General features: G+C 71.3%; 16 protein-coding genes. 3 read left to right on the top strand and 13 right to left on the bottom strand.

Going from position 1 to position 21026, the window contains the following annotated elements:
• Positions 1 to 67: 67 nt before the first annotated feature.
• Positions 68 to 958, bottom strand: coding sequence for a hypothetical protein (locus ACFV4G_RS20810; protein WP_380442404.1), 891 nt, complete (start codon positions 956 to 958; stop codon positions 68 to 70).
• A 212-nt stretch (positions 959 to 1170) separates the two neighbouring features.
• Between ACFV4G_RS20810 and ACFV4G_RS20805 the strand changes: the two genes are divergently transcribed.
• Complete coding sequence (locus ACFV4G_RS20805) at positions 1171 to 2115, top strand: A/G-specific adenine glycosylase (protein ID WP_380442402.1); 945 nt, start codon at positions 1171 to 1173, stop codon at positions 2113 to 2115.
• 99 nt (positions 2116 to 2214) lie between these two features.
• Here ACFV4G_RS20805 and ACFV4G_RS20800 read toward each other — a convergent pair whose 3' ends face one another.
• On the bottom strand, positions 2215 to 3810 hold the full coding sequence (locus tag ACFV4G_RS20800) for an MDR family MFS transporter (RefSeq protein WP_380442400.1): 1596 nt from the start codon (positions 3808 to 3810) through the stop codon (positions 2215 to 2217).
• A gap of 220 nt (positions 3811 to 4030) precedes the next feature.
• Between ACFV4G_RS20800 and ACFV4G_RS20795 the strand changes: the two genes are divergently transcribed.
• Positions 4031 to 4666 (top strand): TetR/AcrR family transcriptional regulator, encoded by a 636-nt coding sequence (locus ACFV4G_RS20795; RefSeq protein ID WP_380442398.1) that lies wholly within the window; start codon positions 4031 to 4033, stop codon positions 4664 to 4666.
• Between the two features lie 124 nt (positions 4667 to 4790).
• Here the strand turns inward: ACFV4G_RS20795 and ACFV4G_RS20790 are convergent, their stop codons facing one another.
• Positions 4791 to 5735, bottom strand: a complete 945-nt coding sequence (locus ACFV4G_RS20790; RefSeq protein WP_380442396.1) for a M23 family metallopeptidase — start codon at positions 5733 to 5735, stop codon at positions 4791 to 4793.
• Positions 5736 to 6100: 365 nt separating this feature from the next.
• Here ACFV4G_RS20790 and ACFV4G_RS20785 point away from each other — a divergent pair, with 365 nt between their 5' ends.
• On the top strand, positions 6101 to 7270 hold the full coding sequence (locus tag ACFV4G_RS20785) for a threonine aldolase family protein (protein WP_380442394.1): 1170 nt from the start codon (positions 6101 to 6103) through the stop codon (positions 7268 to 7270).
• 72 nt (positions 7271 to 7342) lie between these two features.
• Here ACFV4G_RS20785 and ACFV4G_RS20780 read toward each other — a convergent pair whose 3' ends face one another.
• From ACFV4G_RS20780 to nadC, 10 genes are all read right to left on the bottom strand, one after another.
• Positions 7343 to 9694, bottom strand: a complete 2352-nt coding sequence (locus ACFV4G_RS20780) for an immune inhibitor A domain-containing protein (RefSeq protein ID WP_380442392.1) — start codon at positions 9692 to 9694, stop codon at positions 7343 to 7345.
• A gap of 273 nt (positions 9695 to 9967) precedes the next feature.
• Positions 9968 to 12487 (bottom strand): ATP-dependent Clp protease ATP-binding subunit, encoded by a 2520-nt coding sequence (locus tag ACFV4G_RS20775; protein ID WP_350574326.1) that lies wholly within the window; start codon positions 12485 to 12487, stop codon positions 9968 to 9970.
• Positions 12488 to 13152: 665 nt separating this feature from the next.
• Positions 13153 to 13503 carry an Lsr2 family protein gene (locus tag ACFV4G_RS20770; RefSeq protein WP_380442390.1) on the bottom strand — a complete coding sequence of 117 codons (351 nt, stop codon included), beginning with the start codon at positions 13501 to 13503 and terminating at the stop codon, positions 13153 to 13155.
• A gap of 91 nt (positions 13504 to 13594) precedes the next feature.
• A complete protein-coding gene (locus ACFV4G_RS20765; RefSeq protein ID WP_329929958.1) occupies positions 13595 to 14131 on the bottom strand; it encodes an amino-acid N-acetyltransferase in 537 nt (178 codons plus the stop codon).
• A gap of 9 nt (positions 14132 to 14140) precedes the next feature.
• Positions 14141 to 14578, bottom strand: a complete 438-nt coding sequence (locus tag ACFV4G_RS20760; RefSeq protein WP_380442387.1) for a BlaI/MecI/CopY family transcriptional regulator — start codon at positions 14576 to 14578, stop codon at positions 14141 to 14143.
• A 286-nt stretch (positions 14579 to 14864) separates the two neighbouring features.
• Entirely contained in the window at positions 14865 to 16421 is a 1557-nt protein-coding gene (gene lysX, locus ACFV4G_RS20755) for a bifunctional lysylphosphatidylglycerol synthetase/lysine--tRNA ligase LysX (RefSeq protein WP_380442385.1), read from the bottom strand.
• Between the two features lie 53 nt (positions 16422 to 16474).
• On the bottom strand, positions 16475 to 18160 hold the full coding sequence (locus tag ACFV4G_RS20750; RefSeq protein WP_380442383.1) for a hypothetical protein: 1686 nt from the start codon (positions 18158 to 18160) through the stop codon (positions 16475 to 16477).
• Positions 18161 to 18393: 233 nt separating this feature from the next.
• Entirely contained in the window at positions 18394 to 19140 is a 747-nt protein-coding gene (locus tag ACFV4G_RS20745) for a hypothetical protein (RefSeq protein WP_380442381.1), read from the bottom strand.
• A gap of 82 nt (positions 19141 to 19222) precedes the next feature.
• Positions 19223 to 20008, bottom strand: a complete 786-nt coding sequence (locus ACFV4G_RS20740; protein ID WP_380442379.1) for a type III pantothenate kinase — start codon at positions 20006 to 20008, stop codon at positions 19223 to 19225.
• 48 nt (positions 20009 to 20056) lie between these two features.
• The gene (nadC, locus tag ACFV4G_RS20735; protein WP_359965108.1) at positions 20057 to 21025 is read right to left on the bottom strand and encodes a carboxylating nicotinate-nucleotide diphosphorylase; all 969 of its coding nucleotides are present in this window, start codon (positions 21023 to 21025) and stop codon (positions 20057 to 20059) included.
• Position 21026 lies beyond the last annotated feature (1 nt).

Raw genomic sequence — 21026 nt, 5'->3', positions numbered from 1 at the left:
AACACCGAAGCCCCCGACCGCGGTTCGCGGATCGGGGGCTTCGGCGTACGGGCGGGGTGACGGCCGGTCAGCCGTCCAGGCGGATCGAGATGCGCGCCGAGACCTTGTCCCCGGTGAGGCCGGTGACGTCGGCGTTCACCACGTAGGTGTCGTTCGCCGGGGGCGTCGGGTCGGGGGTGGCGCACTGCGGCTTGCTGCGGCTGCGGTCCCAGGTGAACGTCTCGATCTGGCTGCCGTTGGCCGGGAGCTGCACCCAGAGGCTGCCCCGGTCGGTCGGGCAGTCGCCGGAGGACCAGACCCGGTCGCCCTTGTTGGCGGCGGTCACGGTGACCACCGAGGTCGTCCGGCCCAGGTCCACGCGGCAGTTGGCGCCGGAGGAGTTCTTCACCGTCAGGGCGAACCGCGGCTTGTCCTTGGACTGGTACGAGTTCTGGGGGCTGGCCAGCTCCAGGGCCACCTGCGAGGTGGCGCAGATCGGCAGCGCCATCACGTCGGGCGTGTTCACCGCGGGGGCGCCGCCACCGGAGCCGCCCGCACCGCCGCCGGTGCCACCGGCCGCACCACCCGCCGCACCACCCGCCGCCGCGCCGCCGGCACCGCCGGTGGCAGGGGCCGGGCCGGCCGCGCCGCCGGTGCCCGTGCCGCCGGTGCTGAGGCTGACCTCGCCGCCGCCCCCGCCCGAGCCGGGGACGGTACCGCCCGTGCCGCCGCCGGAGCCGCCGGTGCTGCCGCCGCCGGGGCGCGCCGCGGGGCCGCTCGGCGAGGCGCCGGGCGTGATGGCCTGAGCGGGTGTCTGGGACTGGGTCGGCGCGGCTTGCGCGGCCTTGCTCTGTGATCCGTCGTCACCGCCGCCGCCCTGATCGGACATCAGCCAGGCGATGAGGGCGATGACCGCGGCCACGGCGGCGAGCACGACGACACGCCGTCGCCAGTAGATCGAGGCCGGCAACGGTCCCACGGGTTGACGCAGAGAGGGCACACCCGAACTCTACGAGACAGTGTGTGGCGATTGACTCACCAACACCGCACAGTCGCCCCTTCCTTCACATGATCCGCCATTTGAGCCGTTCGAGGGAGGTCTTCCGGCGTGTCCGCCCGGAAATTCCACAGGATACGGAATTACATACTCCACTTCGGCCGGGTCCATGGGCGTGGGAGGATCGAAGGGCCATGACTTCCAACACCGCCACCGCCACCACCGCGTCTCCTTCCCCCGCAGGACCCGCCCTTCGGCTGCCCCTCCCGCTGCCGGCGCTGCACGCGACCGTCCTCGACTGGTACGAGGCCAGCAAGCGCGACCTCCCCTGGCGCACGCCCGACGCGTCGCCCTGGGCGGTCATGGTGAGCGAGTTCATGCTCCAGCAGACCCCGGTGAAGCGGGTCCTGCCCGCCTGGGAGGCGTGGCTGGAGCGCTGGCCCACCCCCGCCGACCTCGCGGCCGACGCCCCCGGCGAGGCGGTCCGGATGTGGGGCCGGCTCGGCTACCCGCGGCGCGCGCTGCGGCTGCACGCGGCGGCGGTGGCGATCACCGAGGAGCACGGCGGCGAGGTGCCGGACGACCACGCCACGCTGCTGTCGCTGCCCGGGGTGGGGGAGTACACGGCCGCGGCCGTCGCGTCCTTCGCCTTCCGCCAGCGCCACGTCGTGCTGGACACCAACGTCCGCCGGGTGTTCGCCCGCGCGGTGACGGGCGTCGAGTACCCGGCCCAGGCCACCACGGCGGCCGAGCGCCGGACGGCGACCGCGCTGCTGCCCGACGACGCCGGGACGGCCGCCACCTGGGCGGTCGGCGTGATGGAGCTGGGCGCGCTCGTCTGCACCGCCCGCGGCCCCGAGTGCGGCGACTGCCCGCTGTTCACCCACTGCGCCTGGCAGCGGGCCGGCCGCCCGCCGTACGAGGGCCCGGCCCGGCGCGGCCAGTCCTACGAGGGGACGGACCGGCAGGTGCGCGGCAAGCTGCTCGCCGTCCTGCGCGAGGCGCACGGCTCGGTCGAGCAGGCCCGGCTGGACGCGGTCTGGCCGGACGCCGTGCAGCGGGCCCGGGCCCTGGACGGCCTCGTGGCGGACGGCCTGGTCGAGCCCGTCGAGCAGGGCGTCTACCGCCTCCCGCAGTAACTCTGCCCCGATGGCAGTAGACCTGCCCCGACACACGACGACGCCCCCGGAGAACACTCCGGGGGCGTCGCGTCGATCAGCCGCGCACGGCAGGGGCCGTCAGACGGCCGCGGCCTCCAGCGAGGCCTCGGCCGCCTTCTCGTCCTTGCCGGTGCCGCGCAGCGGCACCTCGCGCATGAAGACCGAGGCGGCGATCGCGATCACGGCCACCGCCGCACCCCACAGGAAGACGGTGTGCATGCCGTTGGCCACCGCGTGGTGGTAGGCGTCCTGGACCGGGGCGGGCAGCTGCTTCAGCGCCGCCGGGCTCATCTGGCTCGGGTCGGCCTTCGACGCGCCGGCCGAGGCGTGCTCGCCCAGCCGCTCCTTCATCGTGTCGGCGACCCGGTTGTTGAACAGGGCGCCGAACAGCGCGACACCGAAGGAACCGCCGATGGTGCGGAACAGGGTGGCGGTGGAGCTGGCCACGCCCATGTCCTTGAGCTCGACGCTGTTCTGCGCGACCAGCATGGTGATCTGCATCAGGAAGCCCATGCCGGCGCCCAGCACGACCATCCAGCAGGCGGACGTGAAGCTGCTGGTCTCGGTGCCCATGGTGGAGAGCAGGACCATGCCGCCGGTCATCACGATGGTGCCGATGACCGGGAAGATCCGGTACTTGCCGGTCTTGGTGACGACCTGGCCGACCACGAGCGAGACGACCAGCATGCCGAACATCATCGGCATCAGCAGCAGGCCGGAGTTGGTCGCCGAGGCGCCCTGCACGATCTGCTGGTAGAGCGGCAGGAAGACGGTCGCGCCGAACATCACGAAGCCGACGATGAAGCCGATGATCGAGACCAGGGTGAAGTTCAGGTTCTTGAACAGGCTGAGCGGGAGCATCGGCTCCTCGACCCGCTGCTCCACGTAGCAGAAGGCGATCAGCGAGGCGGCGGCCAGCGCGGCCAGGCCGAGGATCTGCTTCGAGCCCCACGCGTACTGCTGGCCGCCCCAGGTGGTGATCAGCACGAGCGAGGTGATGCCGGTGGTGAGCAGGATCGCGCCCAGGTAGTCGATCCGGGCGTTGTTGCGGACCTTGGGCAGCTTCAGGGTGACGACGACCACGGCGAGCGCGATCACGCCGAGCGGCAGGTTGATGTAGAAGGTCCAGTGCCAGCTCAGGTGGTCGGTGATGAAACCGCCGACGAGCGGGCCGCCGATGGTGGCGAGCGCCATCACCGCGGCGAACATGCCCTGGTACTTGCCGCGGTCGCGCGGCGGCACGAGCGCGCCCATGATCGACATGACGCCGACCATCAGACCGCCGGCGCCCAGGCCCTGCAGGGCGCGGAAGCCGATCAGCTCGTTCATGTTCTGCGACAGGCCGGACAGTGCCGAGCCCACCAGGAAGATGACGATCGAGGTGAGGAAGGTGCCCTTGCGGCCGTAGAGGTCGCCGAGCTTGCCCCAGATCGGGGTCGAGGCGGCCGTGGCCAGGGTGTACGAGGTGACCACCCAGGACAGGTGCTCGGCGCCGCCGAGGTCACCGACGATCGTGGGCATCGCGGTGCCGACGATCAGGTTGTCGAGCATGGCCAGGAGCATCGTGACGACCAGGCCGACCATCACGAGGCGGATCTCGCGGGGTGACCGCGGCTGTTCCTCCTCGGCCTGCTTGTCCTCCGGCACCGGGTCGGCGGTCTTGGACTGTGACATGGGGTGGTGTCTCCCGGGACTGGGTGTGGACGATCGTCGGGCCTGGAGCGGCTACTTACTTGTCGCCCGGCTAGTTTATGGACCGTCGGCACGGTAAGTTGTCCACTAGCCGGTCGTCAAGCCAGTTTCCATCCCGGCCGCCTGGGCAGGGAGAATGTGTCCCGGGGGGCGGGCACCGCCGGCGTCCGCAGCAGTCACCGACGCAGTCATGAGGCAGGCCATGGGTACGACGCACAGCCCGCGCAGCGACACCCGGGCCCGCATCATCGCGGTCTCTCTGGAGCTCTTCGCCGAGCAGGGCTACGAGCAGACCTCGCTGCGCGAGATCGCCGACCGCCTGGGCGTCACCAAGGCCGCGCTCTACTACCACTTCAAGACCAAGGACGACATCGTCCACGGGATCGTCGAGTCCATGGCCGCGCCGATCGACGAGACCATCGAGTGGGGCCGGCAGCAGCCCTGGACGCCGGAGCTGCGCGACGAGCTGATCCGCCGCTTCGCGGCCGGGATGTCCGAGCGCGCGCCGCTGCTGCGCTTCTTCCACGAGAACCAGCCCGCCCTGCGCGAGTCGCCGGCCGGCCTGGAGTTCAAGGAGCGCATGATCGCGATGGTCCGCCTCGTGCACGGGCCGGACGCGAGCTTCCAGGACCGGCTGCGCGCCGCGATGTCGCTCTTCACCATCAACTCGGCGATGTTCCTGCTCAAGCAGGACGAGACCGGCACCGACCACGTCGACCACCTGTGGCACGAGTCGCCGCAGGCCACCGTGGAGGAGGCGATGGCCGCCGCCCGCGAGGTCGCGCTGGAGATCGGCGCCCTGATCGACCGCCCGGTTCCCGCCCCGGCCCAGGCCTGATCACACCCGGGCCCGATCACACCCGGGCCCGATCACACCCGGGCCCGATCACACCCGGGCCCGATCACGACGGAGGGGCGGCCCGGAGCGCGAGCCGCCCCGTCCCCCTCGGGACCTCCGGACCTCAGAAGTCCGTGACGCCGTGCGAGGCCAGGTACGCGACCGGGTTGATCACCGCGCCGTACCGGTTGCTGGTGCGGATCTCGAAGTGTAGGTGCGGCCCGGTCGAGTTGCCGGTGCTCCCGGAGCGCCCGATCTCCTCGGCCGCCGAGACCTGCTGGCCGGGCGACACCTCCACCGAGGACAGGTGCGCGTACTGCGCGAAGCGCCCGTCCGTCAGCCGCAGCACGACCTCCTTGCCGTACGAGCCGTCCCAGCCGGCCGACACCACGGTCGCGTTCCCGACCGCCAGCAGCGGCGTGCCCGGGTCGATCGCGAAGTCCACCCCGGTGTGGTAGCCCGCCGCGTACTCGGAGTTGGGCACCCCGTACGGATTGCTGGTCGGCGCGCCCGGGACGGGAGCGGACCAGTCGGGCGCCGCGGCGGGTGCGGGCACGGCCTCCCCGCCTTCGGGGGCCGACGCCGCCGGCGCCCCCGGGGCCGGCTCGGCGGCCGGCTCGGCGGCCGGCTCGACCGGCAGCAGGTTGGGGGCCATCGCCACGTCCGCCTGCGCCGATTCGCTGTCGTCCGGGAGCCGGTACGGGCTCGGTCCGGCCACCTGCACCATGCCGGGGACGGGCACCGTGGCCTGCGGCGCGGTGAAGGCCGAGCTGCCGGGGGTGGTCGGGAGGACCGTCTGCGCGGAGGCGCTGCCGGGCGCGGCGACGAGCAGCGCGGCGGCCAGCAGCACCGCGGTGCCCCCGGCGGCGACGACGGCCCGCTCGCGGTCGGCCCACACCCGGGCGCCGGGCAGCGGGTGCCGGGCCTCGGCGAGCGCGAGCACCGGCGCGGCGTGGGCGCCGACGGTGCGGACGGCGTGGCCGAGTCGGGGCTGCCAGGCCGCCGCCTGGGCCGCCGTGCGGGCGGCGAGCCGGCGCAGGGCCGGCCCCACGGGCGGGACAGAGGACATGGCGGGCCCAATCACGGTCGTAGAAGGGCAGCACGAAGGGCCCGGTCGGGCGCGGCGTGTGCTGAGCGGGGGACCACTCAGCTTTAACCGTCACCGAGCGGACTCCCAAACGCGGTGACGTACTACGGCGTGTAGTCGGTGTCGCGCCGGAGATTCAAGCCGACGGAGCAACGATCATGAAATCCGATGGTCGGCCCACGGTCCGCGTCGTCCGCCGCGCCCGTCGACGCCGTCTACTACCGCCGGTCGTACCGCCTCCGAGTCCTGTGACCAGCACCACGCGGCCGTGAGGTTTGCCGCCGGCCGCGCCCGCCGCTCGCGTCCGCACCGCTGACCGGGAGCCTCCGCTGGGGGACGATCGACGCATGTATGCCAACAGCAGCGACGACCTCGACGGCCCCCGCCGCCCGAGCCTCCAGGACCGCCGCTTCGCCGCCCAGCGCGGCTGCGAGCGGCTGCTCTCCGGCCACCGGCCGAAGAGCCTGCGCGAACACCTCGCCGCCCTGGCCGGGGAGGCGGACGGCGTCCACGACCTCGACGGGCGTCCGGACCAGTACGGCGACGGCGTGGTCCGCGCGCTGGAGCGCCGGGTCGCGGACCTGCTCGGCACCGAGGACGCGGCCTTCTTCCCGACCGGCACGATGGCCCAGCAGGTCGCGCTGCGGATCCACGCCGAGGCGGCCGGGCTGCCCACCGTGGCCACCCACCCGCTCGGCCACACCGACCAGCACGAGCGCCACGCGCTCGGCGTGCTGACCGGCCTGCGGAGCGTCTGGCCGACCCTCGCCCCGCGCCTGCCCACCGTCGAGGAGGTGCGCAGCTTCGACGAGCCGTACGCCGCGATGATCCTGGAACTGCCGCTGCGCGAGGCCGGCTTCGTGCTGCCCGACTGGGCGGAGCTGGTGGCCGTCGCCGAGGTCGTGCGGGCGGAGCAGGGCGCGGCGCTGCACCTGGACGGCGCGCGGCTCTGGGAGTCGGTGTTCCACCTCGGCCGCTCGCTGCCGGAGGTCGCCGCGCTGGCCGACTCGGTGTACGTCTCCTTCTACAAGACCCTCGGCGGGATCAGCGGCGCCGCACTGGCCGGTCCGGAGCGCTTCGTGCGGACGGCGAAGGCCTGGCGGCACCGGTACGGCGGCCAGCTGTTCCAGCAGTGGCCGCCCGCGCTGGCCGCGCTCGCCGGGCTGGAGCGCGAACTCCCGCGCCTGGAGGGGTACGTGGCCCACGCCCGGACGGTCGCCGGCGCGCTGGCCGAGGCCGTCGCCGCGGTGCCCGGCGCCCGGGTGCACCCGGCGCCGCCGCACACCCACCAGTTCCAGCTCTGGCTGCCGTACCCGGCCGCGGAGTTGGAGGAGGCGGGCCTGGGGCTGGCCGAGGACGCCAAGGTGGGCCTGTTCGGCAGCTGGCGCGAGCCCGGCCCGCCGGGACTGGCGATGACCGAGGTCACGGTGGCCGCCGAGGCGCTGGACTGGACGGCCGCCGGGATCGCGGAGGCGGTCGCGGCCTTCCTCGACCGCCTGCCCGAGCGCAAGGCCTGAAAAGCGTCCGACCCGCCCCCGCGCAGTGCGGGGACGGGTCGGACCGACGGATCAACTACGTCCGCTCACCGATCAGTTGTCGACCGGACGGACCCGGATCCAGGTCTCCAGGTAGTTCGAGGACTCGTTCTCGACCTCGATGCTGGTGCCCGTCTTCGGGACGTCCACACCGCTGTACTGGTCGTCCTTGGACCACCAGGACTTCAGGTCGTTGAACTCGTCGACGCCCTTGGACTTCGGGACGACCGTCTCGACGCCGGCCTTGTGCAGGGTCAGCGCCGGGACGCGGCGCGAACCGAAGGTCGAGTCGAAGCCCTGCATGCGCGGACGCATCAGGGTGCCGTCCGCCCACTTCAGCGGGGCCGGGTGCGAGTCGACCGGCAGCACGAGGCCGTGGCCCGGGTGGGCGCTGACGTTGTTGTCGGTCTGGGACTGGTCCCAGTACCAGATCAGCAGGCCGGGCTGGTACGCGTAGTGCTCGACCCAGCTCGGCTTGTCGGCGAAGCCGAAGTTGTACGGGCCGGTCTTCAGCGTCTGGTCGAACGAGACGTACTGCTTGTTCTCGGCGATGTAGTACTGCCCGTATTCCTTGGTGAACGAGCCGCCGAAGCGGGTGAAGCCGGCGGCGGTCCAGCCGTTGTCGCCCTTCTCCACGTCGTCGCTGAACACCGTGGCGCCGTCGGCGACCACCGAGATGTCGTCCACCGCGAAGCCCCGGTAGTGCAGGCCGCCGTCGGTGGTGTTGTGGTAGCGGAACTGGATCTTCTTCCCGGCGTAGGCGTCCAGGTTGAAGGACAGGTCGCCCCAGGTGGCGGCGAGGCCGCTGACGGCCGGACGGCCGTTCTCCTTGGGGAGCGCGGCGCCGTTCCAGGTGCCGTCCACGACGGTCCAGGTCTTGCCGCCGTCGACGGAGACCTCGCCGAAGGCGTAGTCGAAGTCCTGCTCCAGCTCGTACCAGGCCTTGGCGTTGATGCCGGCCTTGGTCTTGCCGGTCAGGTCGATGTCACGGGTGAGCGTGACGTTCAGGTTGTCGGCGCTGCCGCTCCACCACTCGGACTGGCCGCCGAACGGCTTGTTGATCTCCGTGGTGATCGACTTCTTCGGCAGGTCGACGATGAGCGCCTGCGGCAGGTTGGTGTTGTACTCCACCGGGCCGATGTGGTGCGTCGACTCGGTGCCCGCCTTGGCGCGGTCGGCCTTCAGCCAGCCGAGCTGGTACTTGCTCCAGGCGTCGAGGTCGTTCGGCATGTCGCCGATGCTGTCCTTGCCCTCGCCGAGCCAGGAGCCGGAGGACATCAGGGACCAGAAGCCGACCGAGTTGTCGATGCCCTTGCCCGCGGTGTCGTAGAGGTCCGGCAGACCGAGGTCGTGGCCGTACTCGTGGGCGAAGACGCCGAGGCCGCCGTTCTCCGGCTGCATCGTGTAGTCGCCGATCCAGAAGCCGGTGTCGCCGACCTGGACGCCGCCGAGCTTGTTGCCGTCGGGGCCGGCCTGGCCCGTCAGGTTGCCGTAGACGTAGGAGCGGTGGGCCCACAGGGCCTTGCTGCCCTGCTTGCCGCCGCCGGCCGACTTGTCCTCACCGGCGTGCACGATCTGGAAGTGGTCGATGTACCCGTCGGGCTGGTTGAAGTTCCCGTCGTGGTGCGAGCCGTAGCGGTCCCACTGGTCGTAGGAGGCCAGGGTCGCCTTGATCTGCTCCTGGGTCTGACCCTTCGCCACCTGGTCCTTGTACCAGATGTCGACGGCGTCCCGGATCAGGTCCTGGGCGCTGGCGCAGACGTTGGAGCCGCAGTAGTCGGAGCCGTAGCGGGCCTCGTTCCACGGCACCCGGACCCAGTCCGAGACCACGCCGTCGACCGAGTAGCGGCCCGAGGACTGCTTCTCGTAGAAGGTCTTCAGCGAGGCCTTGTCCTTGGCGAAGTACAGGTCCTGGTAGTGCTGCTGGTTGTAGTCGGCCTGCCAGGCGGTCGAGTTGTTGGTGGCGCGGTCCGGCGCGGCTATCTCGTTGTGCTTGGGACCGGCCTCGCCACCGTACTTGACCTTGCCGTCGGCGGTCTTGGTGGTGTTGTCGACCTGGTCGCCGAAGTCGACGAGGATCGTGAAGATCTTGTCCGTGCGCTCACGGGCGAGCTCGACGTACTTGTCCTTGCCGAGCTTCACGCTGGTGCTGCCGTTGTGCTGCTCGACCTGCGCGGTGCCGTCGAGCAACTGCTCGGTGGCGGCCTTGCGCTCGGCGTCGACCTTCTCGGTCAGCGGGCCCGGAATGTTGTGCTCGGTGTTGACGGACTGGACGGCGTCGGCCGGGTCCTTCGGCGTGGCAGCCGAACCGGCCGCGACGGCGCTGCTCGGGAACAGACCCGCGCCGAGCGTGACGATGACCGCCGCAGCCGTGGTGGCCGCAGCGGTTCTCCTGGTGGTCTTCAACGTTGTGACGTCCTCCCCGGCCGAGCCGACTCTTGGCCAAGGCTCGGTAAACCAATATGAAAGACAGGTGGACGTACTTTGACCGAAGTGGGGACGGAAAAGATAGACCTTGACCCTGACATGGCGACAGCGCTATGCTCGCCGACTTTCCGTCAGCTGATGGGTCGTGGGAAAACCCCAGGTCAGAGCGGTGCGAGGGGCATGCGAAACGGGCTGAGCCCCCGGCGCGAACGCCGGGGGCTCAGCCCGCTTGCTGTTGTCTGTTAAATGTTGCTACTTCGTCAGGTCCGGACCCGAGGAAGCAACGGCGGCCGGGGTGTCCGCGACGGCGGACTTCTCCTCGCCCCGGAAGGTGAACTTGGCTTCCTTGCCCTCGCCCTCGACGTCGACGACGACGATGTGGCCGGCCCGCAGCTCGCCGAAGAGGATCTTCTCGGAGAGGTGGTCCTCGATCTCGCGCTGGATCGTGCGGCGCAGCGGACGGGCACCCAGGATCGGGTCGTAGCCGCGCTTGGCCAGCAGCTTCTTGGCCTCGACGCTGAGCTCCAGGCCCATGTCCTTGTCCTTGAGCCGCTCGTCCACCTTGGCGATCATGAGGTCGACGATCTGGATGATGTCGTCCTCGGACAGCTGGTGGAACACCACGATGTCGTCGACGCGGTTCAGGAACTCGGGGCGGAAGTGCTGCTTGAGCTCCTCGCCGACCTTCGCCTTCATCCGCTCGTACCCGGTCTGGGTGTCACCCGTGGCCGCGAAGCCGAGGTTGAAGCCCTTGGAGATGTCCCGGGTGCCGAGGTTGGTCGTCATGATGATGACGGTGTTCTTGAAGTCGACCACGCGGCCCTGGGAGTCGGTCAGGCGACCGTCCTCCAGGATCTGCAGCAGCGAGTTGAAGATGTCCGGGTGGGCCTTCTCGACCTCGTCGAAGAGGACGACCGAGAACGGCTTGCGGCGGACCTTCTCGGTCAGCTGGCCGCCCTCCTCGTAGCCCACGTACCCGGGCGGGGAGCCGAAGAGCCGGGAGACGGTGTGCTTCTCCGAGAACTCGGACATGTCGAGCGCGATCAGCGCGTCCTCGTCGCCGAAGAGGAACTCCGCCAGCGTCTTGGACAGCTCGGTCTTACCGACGCCGGACGGGCCGGCGAAGATGAACGAGCCGCCGGGGCGCTTCGGGTCCTTGAGGCCCGCACGGGTGCGCCGGATGGCCTGGGAGAGCGCCTTGATGGCGTCCTTCTGGCCGATGACGCGCTTGTGCAGCTCGTCCTCCATGCGCAGGAGGCGCGAGGTCTCCTCCTCGGTCAGCTTGAAGACCGGGATGCCGGTGGCGGTGGCCAGGACCTCGGCGATGAGCTCCTCGTTGACCTCCGCGACGACGTCCATGTCGCCGGCCTTCCACTCCTTCTCGCGCTTGGCCTTGGCCTGCAGGAGCTGCTTCTCGTCGTCGCGCAGGGACGCGGCCTTCTCGAAGTCCTGCGCGTCGATCGCGCTCTCCTTCTCGCGGCGCACGTCGGCGATCTTCTCGTCGAACTCGCGCAGGTCCGGCGGCGCGGTCATCCGGCGGATGCGCATCCTGGAGCCGGCCTCGTCGATCAGGTCGATCGCCTTGTCCGGCAGGAAGCGGTCCGAGATGTACCGGTCGGCCAGGGTGGCGGCGGCGACCAGGGCGGCGTCCGTGATGGAGACCCGGTGGTGGGCCTCGTAGCGGTCGCGCAGGCCCTTGAGGATCTCGATGGTGTGCGGCAGCGACGGCTCGGCGACCTGGATCGGCTGGAAGCGGCGCTCCAGCGCGGCGTCCTTCTCCAGGTGCTTGCGGTACTCGTCCAGGGTGGTGGCACCGATGGTCTGCAGCTCGCCGCGGGCCAGCATCGGCTTGAGGATGCTGGCGGCGTCGATGGCGCCCTCGGCGGCGCCCGCGCCGACCAGGGTGTGCAGCTCGTCGATGAACAGGATGATGTCGCCGCGGGTGCGGATCTCCTTGAGGACCTTCTTCAGGCGCTCCTCGAAGTCACCGCGGTAGCGCGAGCCGGCCACCAGGGCGCCCAGGTCCAGCGTGTAGAGCTGCTTGTCCTTGAGCGTCTCCGGGACCTCGCCCTTGACGATCGCCTGGGCCAGGCCCTCGACCACGGCGGTCTTGCCGACGCCGGGCTCACCGATCAGGACCGGGTTGTTCTTGGTGCGGCGGGACAGCACCTGCATGACCCGCTCGATCTCCTTCTCGCGCCCGATGACCGGGTCGAGCTTGGCCTCGCGGGCGGCCTGGGTGAGGTTGCGGCCGAACTGGTCCAGGACCAGCGAGGTCGACGGGGTGCCCTCGGCGGGCCCGCCGGCCGTGGCCGACTCCTTGCCGCCGCCGGTCTGGTAGCCGGACAGCAGCTGGATGACCTGCTGGCGCACCCGGTTCAGGTCGGCACCCAGCTTGACCAGGACCTGGGCGGCGACGCCCTCGCCCTCGCGGATCAGGCCGAGCAGGATGTGCTCGGTGCCGATGTAGTTGTGGCCGAGCTGCAGGGCCTCCCGGAGCGACAGCTCCAGGACCTTCTTCGCCCGGGGGGTGAAGGGGATGTGGCCGGACGGGGCCTGCTGGCCCTGGCCGATGATCTCCTCGACCTGCTGGCGTACGGCCTCAAGAGAAATCCCGAGGCTCTCCAGGGCCTTAGCGGCGACGCCCTCGCCCTCGTGGATCAGACCCAGGAGGATGTGCTCGGTGCCGATGTAGTTGTGGTTGAGCATCCGGGCTTCTTCCTGAGCCAGGACGACAACCCGCCGCGCGCGGTCGGTGAACCTCTCGAACATCGTTTATCGCTCCTCAGAGCGGTCGGGCAGTTCGGGGACTGTCCCCGCCCTGTCCTTCCGCATGCTAGTCCCGCTCAGCGGCGCGGCCCACGGATTCACTCCCCGGTAGTGGGAGCGAGATGCTGCGCGACCAGCCGACACCAATCCCAACCTGATGCTGGGAATCGGTGTTCCCGCAGGCGGGCCGGATGCACCGGATACCGCTACGCCATCGGCGAACAAGGACCGCCGGGGTGCAGCCGGATCCGTCTCCGGCCGGTCACGCATACTGCCCCTGGACGGGTCGAAGAACCCGTCCACCTGCATTCATACCCGGTATCGGGGCGGTTCTCGCGCAGTTTCCGCGGTGGCGGTGTTCGCCTGGCGAGAAGTCGGGCCGGGACGGGGCCGCGGTGACGGTGGCTCAGCGGGGGCCACCGTGGCCGGTACGCCATCCCGGTGGTGTCCGCGTTACCGCTTCGCCCCTACAGCGTTGCACAGCTCGTGATTGTTCCGCCGCCCGAGCCCGGCCCGCGGCCGTCCCGCCCGGCCCCCGGCGGCGGTGCGGCCGGTCCGGCGCGTGCCGCGGGGCGCGGAGGAGGCTCCTCCGCGCCCCGCGCGTGTGCCGTCGACGCCGTCCGCGGCCGCCGGGGCCCCGCACCCGCTCCGGTGGTCCGGGGCCGGGGTCAGGCCACGTTCGCCTTGTCGTAGGCGTCGCGGACCACGCTCGGAACGCGGCCGCGGTCGTTGACCTCCAGGCCCTGCTCCTTGGCCCACGCGCGGATCTTGGCGGTGTCCGGAGCGCTGCCGGACGGGCGGGCGGCGGTGCCGCGGCCCGGCCGACGCGGACCGGCGAGCCGGCCGCTCTGCTTGCGGCCCTTCTCGACGTACGGCGCCAGCAGACCGCGCAGCTTGTCCGCGTTCGCGCTCTTCAGATCGATCTCGTAGGCAACGCCGTCGAGCGCGAACGTCACCGTCTCGTCCGCCGAACCGCCGTCGAGATCGTCTTCAAGAATGACCTGCACCCTCTGTGCCACGGGCTTCCCTTTCCGCTAAACGACCCATTGCCTAAGGAAAGGAAAGCGCCTTTCACCGGAAAACACAAACCCCTGACCGGCGCGGAGCCGCTCAGAGGTGCAGCAGCATGCGCGAGTTGCCCAGTGTGTTGGGCTTCACCCGCTCCAGGTCGAGGAACTCCGCGACACCTTCATCGTACGAGCGGAGAAGTTCTTCATAGACATCCGTAGCGATCGCCGCCGGGTCTGTCGTACCATCATCGGTTTCCTGGAGCTCGCCGATCTCGACGAAACCGTGTTTCGCGAAGAAGGGCACCTCGAACGTCAAGCAGAAAATCCGACGGACGCCGAGCCAGCGGGCCGTCTGCAGCAGCTTCTCCAGCAGCAGGTGTCCGACCCCGAACCCCCGGCAGGCCGGATCCACCGCGAGCGTGCGGACCTCGGCGAGATCCTCCCACATCACGTGCAGCGCGCCGCAGGCCACCACGGTGGCATCGTCGTCGCGTTCCGCGACCCAGAACTCCTGCACGGATTCGAACAGGGTGACGGTGGGCTTGTCGAGCAGAATGCCGTCCCGCGAGTAGGCGTCGATGAGCCTGCGTACTGCCCGCACGTCCGTGGTCCGTGCGCGGCGGATGGTGACCTCCATGGCGGGACGTTATCGCGCCGCCCCGGGTGGGGTCCCCCCGGTATCCGCCCCGTCGTCCGGGGATTCCGGCCCGGCCGGATCGGGCGGGAACAGTGCGGCCACCCGCAAGGCGTCCCGCAGCGCCTCCCGTTGCTCGGGCGACATGAGGCCGAAGAAGTGCACCAGGGCCGCCGCGGGATTGTCACTCGTGGCCCACGCGTCGTTCATGAGTGCCGCGGTGTACGCCTCGCGGGACGAGACCGGTTCATATCGATAGGCCCGGCCGGCGCGCTCGCGGCGCAGCCAGCCCTTTCTGTGCAGCTTGTCCAGGACCGTCATCACCGTGGTGTAGGCGATTTCGCGTTCGGACTGCAGATCCTGGAGAACCTCGCGAACCGTCACCGGTCGGTTCCACCGCCACACCCTGGTCATGATGGCGTTCTCAAGTTCGCCGAGTTGCCGGACCATAGTGCGGCCAGGATAGGGAGTGAATGGGGCAAATCTTGTGAAGTGCGCCAAACCGGCGCGGCCCGCCCCCCCCACACGCGGGTCGGCGGGGGGGGGGGGGGGGGGGGGGGGGCGGCGCGCCCCCCGCCCCCCGGGCCCGCCCCCCCCCCCCCCGCCCGCGGATCAGTCGAGGTCTTCCTTGGCCTTCTGGGCCCCACCCTGGCTGCGGACGATGGCCCGCACCAGGAAGCCGAAGCCGATCGCCATGACCAGCGGCGGGACGATCGCGCTGACGTAGTCCATCAGGTCACTCCTCCTCGGTCTTCTCCGCCGCGGCGGCGGAGGCCTTCGGCTCCGGCTTCACCAGCGGGAAGAGCACGGTCTCCCGGATGTTCTTGCCGGTCAGCAGCATGATCAGGCGGTCCACGCCGAGGCCGAGGCCGCCGGTGGGCGGCATCGCGTACTCCAGGGCCCGCAGGAAGTCCTCGTCGACCTGCATGGCCTCGACGTCGCCGCCGGCCGCGAGCAGGGACTGCGCGGTCAGGCGGGCGCGCTGCTCGACCGGGTCGACGAGCTCGGAGTAGGCGGTGCCGATCTCGGTGCCGAAGATGACCAGGTCCCACTTCTCGGCCACGCCCGCGATCGAGCGGTGCTGGCGGGTGAGCGGGGAGACCTCGGTCGGGTAGTCCTTGATGAAGGTCGGCCGGACGGCGTTCTCCTCCAGCAGGCGCTCGACCATCTCCAGCACGATCTGGCCGTGGCCCCAGCTCTTCTCGAACGGGATGCCGTGGTCGAAGGCCAGCTTGCGCAGCTCCTCGACGCCGGTCTCCGGGGTGACCTCGACGCCGAGGTGGGCGGAGATGCCCGGGTAGACGCTGACCTCCTCCCACGGCTCGGCCAGGTCGATCTCGTGCTCGACGCCGTGCGGGTCCAGGCCCTTGATCACGGTGGTGCCGAGCGCGTCCCGGGCCGCGTTGACGATCGTCTCGCGGATCAGCTCGGCCTGGGTGTCGTAGTCGCCGTAGGCCTCGTACGACTCCAGCGAGGTGAACTCCGGGTTGTGGGTGGAGTCCGCGCCCTCGTTGCGGAAGTTGCGGTTGATCTCGAAGACCTTCTCGGCGCCGCCGACCACGAGCCGCTTGAGGTACAGCTCGGGCGCGATGCGCATGTAGAGGTCGATGTCGTACGCGTTGATGTGGGTCTTGAACGGGCGCGCGTTGGCGCCGCCGTGGACCGGCTGCAGCATCGGGGTCTCGACCTCGATGTAGCCGCGGTCCTCGTAGGTGCGGCGGATCGAGCGGACGACCTTGCTGCGCAGGTGCAGGATCTCGCGCGCCTCGGGGTTCACGATCAGGTCGACGTAGCGCTGGCGGACCCGGGCCTCCGGGTCGGTCAGGCCCTTGTGCTTGTCCGGCAGCGGGCGCAGGCACTTGGCGGTGAGCTCCCAGCGGTCGACCATGACGGACAGCTCGCCGCGCTTGGAGGTGATCACCTCGCCCTCGACGCCGACCTGGTCGCCGAGGTCGATGTCCGCCTTCCAGGCCGCCAGCCGCTCCGGGCCGAGCTTGTCCAGGGAGAACATCACCTGGAGGTCGCCGCTGCCGTCGCGCAGGGTGGCGAAGCAGAGCTTGCCGCCGGTGCGGGAGAGGATCACCCGGCCGGTGACGCCGGCGCGCTCGCCGGTCGCGGTGTCGGGCTCCAGGTCCGGGTGCTTGGCGCGCAGGTCCGCGATGGTGGTGGTGCGGGGGAAGCCGACCGGGTATGGGTCGACACCGGCGGCCCGGAGCCGGTCGAGCTTCTCGCGCCGGACGCGCATCTGCTCGGGAAGGTCGTCGGTCGCGGGAATAAGACTCTGATCGCTCACCCCACAAGGGTAGCCAGCCACACACCGTGCTCCGCCACGGGGGTGCGGACGGCTCAGCCGTTCCGGCGGGCCCGGAGGCGGCGCGAGCCGATCAGGGCGGCGGCGCCGAGGGCGACGGCGGCCGCGCTCGCGCCGGCCAGCGGCAGGGTGGCGGAGCTCCCGGTGTCGGCCAGCTCGGCCCCGCCCGCGGTGCCGGTGGCGGACGGCGCGGCGGTGGCGCCCGTGGCGGGCGCGGGAGCGGCCGTCGGCGTGGTGTCGGACACCGGCGTACCGGTGCCGCCGTTGGCGGGTGCCCCGGGCCGCAGGGTGACCTTCACGAGGTCGTTGGCCGGGTTGCGGTCCCAGTCCATGACGGCGGTCGGGTGGCCGTCCTGGTAGTCGCTCGACATGTTCTGCAGCGAAACGGTGGCCACCAGTTCCCCGGTGCCGGCGGGGAGCTTCAGGCCCAGCTTGTGCGAGACGCTCGCGCCGTTCGGCATGAACGCGGCGCCCACCCCGTCGCAGGCGTACTTGTTCAGCGGCTTGTCGGACTTCTTGCCGTAGACGTAGTCGTCCGCGTGGCAGGTCTTGGGCAGGTCGGTGACCGTGACGCCGTCGGGGAGCTGCACGGTGACGTGGGGCGCGCCGTCCCCGCCGCTGCGGTCGTAGATCGAGGCCGGGCCGTTGTTGCCCATCCCGGCGGTGAGGACGCCCGCCGCGCCGGAGGTGTCGGGGGCCCAGCCGCCGGTCGCCTGGAAGTCGGCGGAGTTGTCCGCCAGGACCTCCTGCTCGGTGCTGTAGCCGTTCGTGTCGTTGCCGGCCGGGATCCCGTCGCCCGCGCTCTTGGTCAGGGTGGCGGGCGCGCCCGTCCCGGGCTTGAAGGCGAGCCGCTTGCGCAGGTCGTTCAGCCAGCCGGTGCCGTACGCGTCGGCAACGGCGAAGACGTCGTAGCCGGCGACGGTGTAGTAGGCGTCCGGGCCCACGGTGATGTCGAGGCCGTTCAGCTTGACCGCCTGGCCGGGGGCGATCTCGCCGTCGATGGTGCAGATGCCGTGCACGGCGGGCATCGGCGGGTCGTTGTTCCACGGCTGGCCCTTGTCCACCGCGTACTCGCAGTTGGACGGCCAGGTGTCCGCCGTCAGGCCGGCCGACAGGTCGACGTGGACGATCGCCCGCTTGGCGGGCAGCTCCCCGTGGTTGGCGAACTCCAGGTCGGTGGGCAGCTTGCTGCCGACCTTGGCGCCCTTCGTCTGGGAGCGCTGGTGGGTGCGGAACGTGGCCGTGCCGACGTCCACCCGGAAGTCCGCCGTGCCGGTCTCGGCACCGGGCGCGCTGAGGGTCGCGTGGACCGTCCCGCTGGAGCCCGGCTTCGCACCGGCGACGGCGCTCAGCCACAGGTTGGTGGTGATGTTGATGTTGTCCTGGTCCAGCCGGCCGATGCTGCAGGTGATGACCTTGCCGGCGGTGGTGCAGCCCGGGGCTTCGAGCGTGGCCAGACCGTCGAGGCCGGAGACGTCGAGGGCGAGCTTGACGTCCGAGACGGCGCCGGTGCCGGTGCGGCCGATGTGCAGGAAGACGTTCTCGCCGGACCGCGGCGGCGCGACCGGCCGGCTCGGGATCTGCAGCGAGCCGGACGCCGGGAATACCTTGAGCTGGTGGTCGGCGGCGTGGGCCGGCACGGCCGCGGTGCCGACGGACAGGGCCGCGACGAGCGTGGCCGCACCCGCGCCGAGTGCCCGGCGCGTGCGAGTCGGGTTCACGTGATTCCCCCGGATCGAGTGAGTGTGACTCCGCGACTTTTGGGTACGGCCCCCCGGCCGTCAACCGGGCCGATCCCGCATCAATGCGCGCAGGACCGGACCGAATGCCCCGCCGTACGGCGTGAAGGTTATGAAGATGTGACCGTCATTCAGTGGGGGAATTGCCGGAAAGTCGACACATGGATAAGGGAGGCCGCTCGGTGCGGCCTCCCTTTCGCTCCGTCCGGTCCGGCTCAGCCGGTGCCGGTGGCGAGTTCGACGTCCTCCGGGCCGGGCGCCGGCGTCGCGGGCGGGGCCGGACGGGCGGGCGGCTTGGGGCGGCGGCCGAAGAGTTCCGCCGGCGTGGGCATCCGGTGCGGGCTGGGCGGGTCCTGCGGGGCTGCGGGCCGCTCGGCGGGGGAGTCGGTGCTGCTCATCGTGATCCGTCCTCCAACAGGGGTGGGGAGACTGCTCGGTGGTGCGGCGGGGTTCGGTACGGCCACCAGGTGGCGCGGCTGGCCGACGGCGCGGGCGAGCCGCTCGCGGACGGCGGCCTCGGCGAGCGCGTGGCAGCGCCCGGCCAGCCGGGAGCGGCGGGAGCGCTCCAGGTGGCCGCAGGGCTGGCGGGTGAGCCCGCGCAGCGCGGTGAGGTCCTCGGGGCCGGGCAAGTAGCCGTCGGTCACGGCCTCCTCCAGGCGTTCCAGGTAGCCGCTGGCGCTGCCGGGCAGCGCGGCCCGGTAGCGCCCGAGGTCGGCGAGCAGGAAGGCGCGCAGCCGGCCGCCCTCCTGGACGGCCTCGTCGATCGCCTCGGTCAGACGCAGCGCGTCCTGGACGTCCTCGGCCCACAGCTCGGCGCCCGGGTCGGCGCAGGCCGTCCGTTCGAGGGCCGGGAAGTGGACGGGGACGGCGGGGTGCAGGGCTTGGGCGAGGGCGCGGCGCAGCACGCGGACTTCGTCGGCGCTGAAGGCCATGCCGCCGCGCGATCCGTGTGGCGTAGGCATGGGCTGACACTACGTGAGGAATATCCGATTTGTCGGTAACGTCGCGCCGATGCCCCACGTTCGGCCCGACGGAACGGCCCGGTCAGCTCGGGCGGTTGCGCTCCCAGACGAGCCGCAGGCCGATGAGGGTGAGCCAGGGCTCGTGGACGTCGATGCTGCCGGCCTCGCCGAGGACGAGCGGGGCGAGGCCGCCGGTGGCGATCACCTGGACGTCGTCCGGGTCCTTGGCGAGCTCCTTGGCCATCCGGTCGACCAGGCCGTCGACCTGGCCCGCGAAGCCGTAGAGGATGCCGGACTGCATGCCCTCGACGGTGTTCTTGCCGATCACGTTGCGCGGCCGGGCCAGCTCGATCTTGCGCAGCTGGGCGCCGCGGACACCGAGTGCCTCCACCGAGATCTCGATGCCCGGGGCGATCGCACCGCCGACGTAGTCGCCGCGGGCGTTGACCGCGTCGAAGGTGGTGGCGGTGCCGAAGTCGACCACGATGCACGGCCCGCCGTACAGGTGGTTGGCGGCCAGCGCGTTGACGATCCGGTCGGCGCCGACCTCCTTCGGATTGTCCATCAGGACGTGCACGCCGGTCTTCACGCCGGGCTCCACGATCACCGCGGGGACGTCGCCGTAGTAACGGCGCGTCACCTCGCGGAGCTCGTGGAGCACGGCGGGAACGGACGAGCAGATCGCCAGGCCCTCCACCGCGGCCTCGCGGACCGCGGTGCGGCTGCCCATCAACCCCTGCAGCAGCACCGCCAGTTCGTCGGCCGTGCGGCGCGGATCGGTGGAGATCCGCCAGTGTTCCACCACGTCCTCGCCGTCGAACAGGCCGAGTGTGGTCTGGGTGTTGCCGACGTCGATGGTGAGGAGCATGGGGCGCTTTCTGCGAGTCGGGACGGGCCTGGCGTCTTCTCCTGACGGTCAGGCGCGCAGGTCCAGGCCGATGTCCAGGATCGGCGAGGAGTGCGTGAGCGCGCCCACGGCCAGGTAGTCGACACCAGTCTGGGCGACCTCGCGCGCGGTGGCCAGGGTGAGACCGCCGGAGGCCTCCAGCCGGGCCCGGCCGGCCACCAGCGCGACGGCCTCCTTGAGCTGCCCGACGGTGAAGTTGTCCAGCAGGATCAGGTCCGCCCCGGCCTCCAGCACCGGCGGGATCTGCTCCAGGGTGTCCACCTCGACCTCGACCGGCAGCTCGGGGTAGGCGGCCCGGACGGCCCGGAAGGCCTCGGCCACGCCGCCGGCCGCGACGACGTGGTTGTCCTTCACCAGCGCGGCGTCGGACAGCGCCATCCGGTGGTTGGCGCCGCCGCCGCAGCGGACCGCGAACTTCTCCATCGCGCGCAGGCCCGGGGTGGTCTTGCGGGTGTCCCGCACGACGGCGCCGGTGCCCTCCAGGGCGTCGGCCCAGGCGCGGGTCGCGGTGGCGATGCCGGACAGGTGGCAGAGCAGGTTGAGCGCGCTGCGCTCGGCCGTCAGCAGGTCCCGGGTGCGGGAGCGGATCGACAGCAGCACCTGGCCGGCCTCGACCCGGTCGCCGTCCTCGACGTGCCGCTCGACCTCGAACTCCTCCTCGCAGACCAGCGAGACGACGGCCTCGGCGATCCGCAGGCCCGCGACCACGCCGGCCGAGCGGGCGGTGAAGTCGGCGGTGGCGACGGCGTCGGCGGGCACGGTGGCGACGGACGTGACGTCCTCGCCGCCGGCCAGGTCCTCGGCCAGCGCCAGGGTGGCGACGTCCTCGACCTCGATCGGGTCCAGCCCGGCCTGCTCCAGCAGCTCGGCCAGCTGCGGGTCGAGCCCGGTCTCGTAGCCCTCGCCGTCCCCGCAGGCGCAGCCGTCGCCGCAGCCGCCCTGGTCGGCCAGGGGGAGTTCCTCGTGCGAGTGGGACATG

It is taken from the genome of Kitasatospora sp. NPDC059747 (assembly GCF_042732955.1).
In the GTDB taxonomy this organism is placed as follows: domain Bacteria; phylum Actinomycetota; class Actinomycetes; order Streptomycetales; family Streptomycetaceae; genus Kitasatospora.
This window is presented reverse-complemented; position numbering and strand designations above follow the sequence as displayed.

Excerpts from the sequence above, each read along its gene's own strand:
- ACFV4G_RS20740 (WP_380442379.1), bottom strand. The coding sequence starts at position 20,008 with ATGCTCCTCACCATCGACGTCGGCAACACCCAGACCACACTCGGCCTG.
- ACFV4G_RS20745 (WP_380442381.1), bottom strand. The coding sequence starts at position 19,140 with ATGCCTACGCCACACGGATCGCGCGGCGGCATGGCCTTCAGCGCCGAC.
- ACFV4G_RS20795 (WP_380442398.1), top strand. The coding sequence starts at position 4,031 with ATGGGTACGACGCACAGCCCGCGCAGCGACACCCGGGCCCGCATCATC.
- ACFV4G_RS20760 (WP_380442387.1), bottom strand. The coding sequence starts at position 14,578 with ATGGTCCGGCAACTCGGCGAACTTGAGAACGCCATCATGACCAGGGTG.
- ACFV4G_RS20775 (WP_350574326.1), bottom strand. The coding sequence starts at position 12,487 with ATGTTCGAGAGGTTCACCGACCGCGCGCGGCGGGTTGTCGTCCTGGCT.
- ACFV4G_RS20765 (WP_329929958.1), bottom strand. The coding sequence starts at position 14,131 with ATGGAGGTCACCATCCGCCGCGCACGGACCACGGACGTGCGGGCAGTA.
- ACFV4G_RS20790 (WP_380442396.1), bottom strand. The coding sequence starts at position 5,735 with ATGTCCTCTGTCCCGCCCGTGGGGCCGGCCCTGCGCCGGCTCGCCGCC.
- nadC (WP_359965108.1), bottom strand. The coding sequence starts at position 21,025 with ATGTCCCACTCGCACGAGGAACTCCCCCTGGCCGACCAGGGCGGCTGC.
- ACFV4G_RS20805 (WP_380442402.1), top strand. The coding sequence starts at position 1,171 with ATGACTTCCAACACCGCCACCGCCACCACCGCGTCTCCTTCCCCCGCA.
- ACFV4G_RS20800 (WP_380442400.1), bottom strand. The coding sequence starts at position 3,810 with ATGTCACAGTCCAAGACCGCCGACCCGGTGCCGGAGGACAAGCAGGCC.
- ACFV4G_RS20785 (WP_380442394.1), top strand. The coding sequence starts at position 6,101 with ATGTATGCCAACAGCAGCGACGACCTCGACGGCCCCCGCCGCCCGAGC.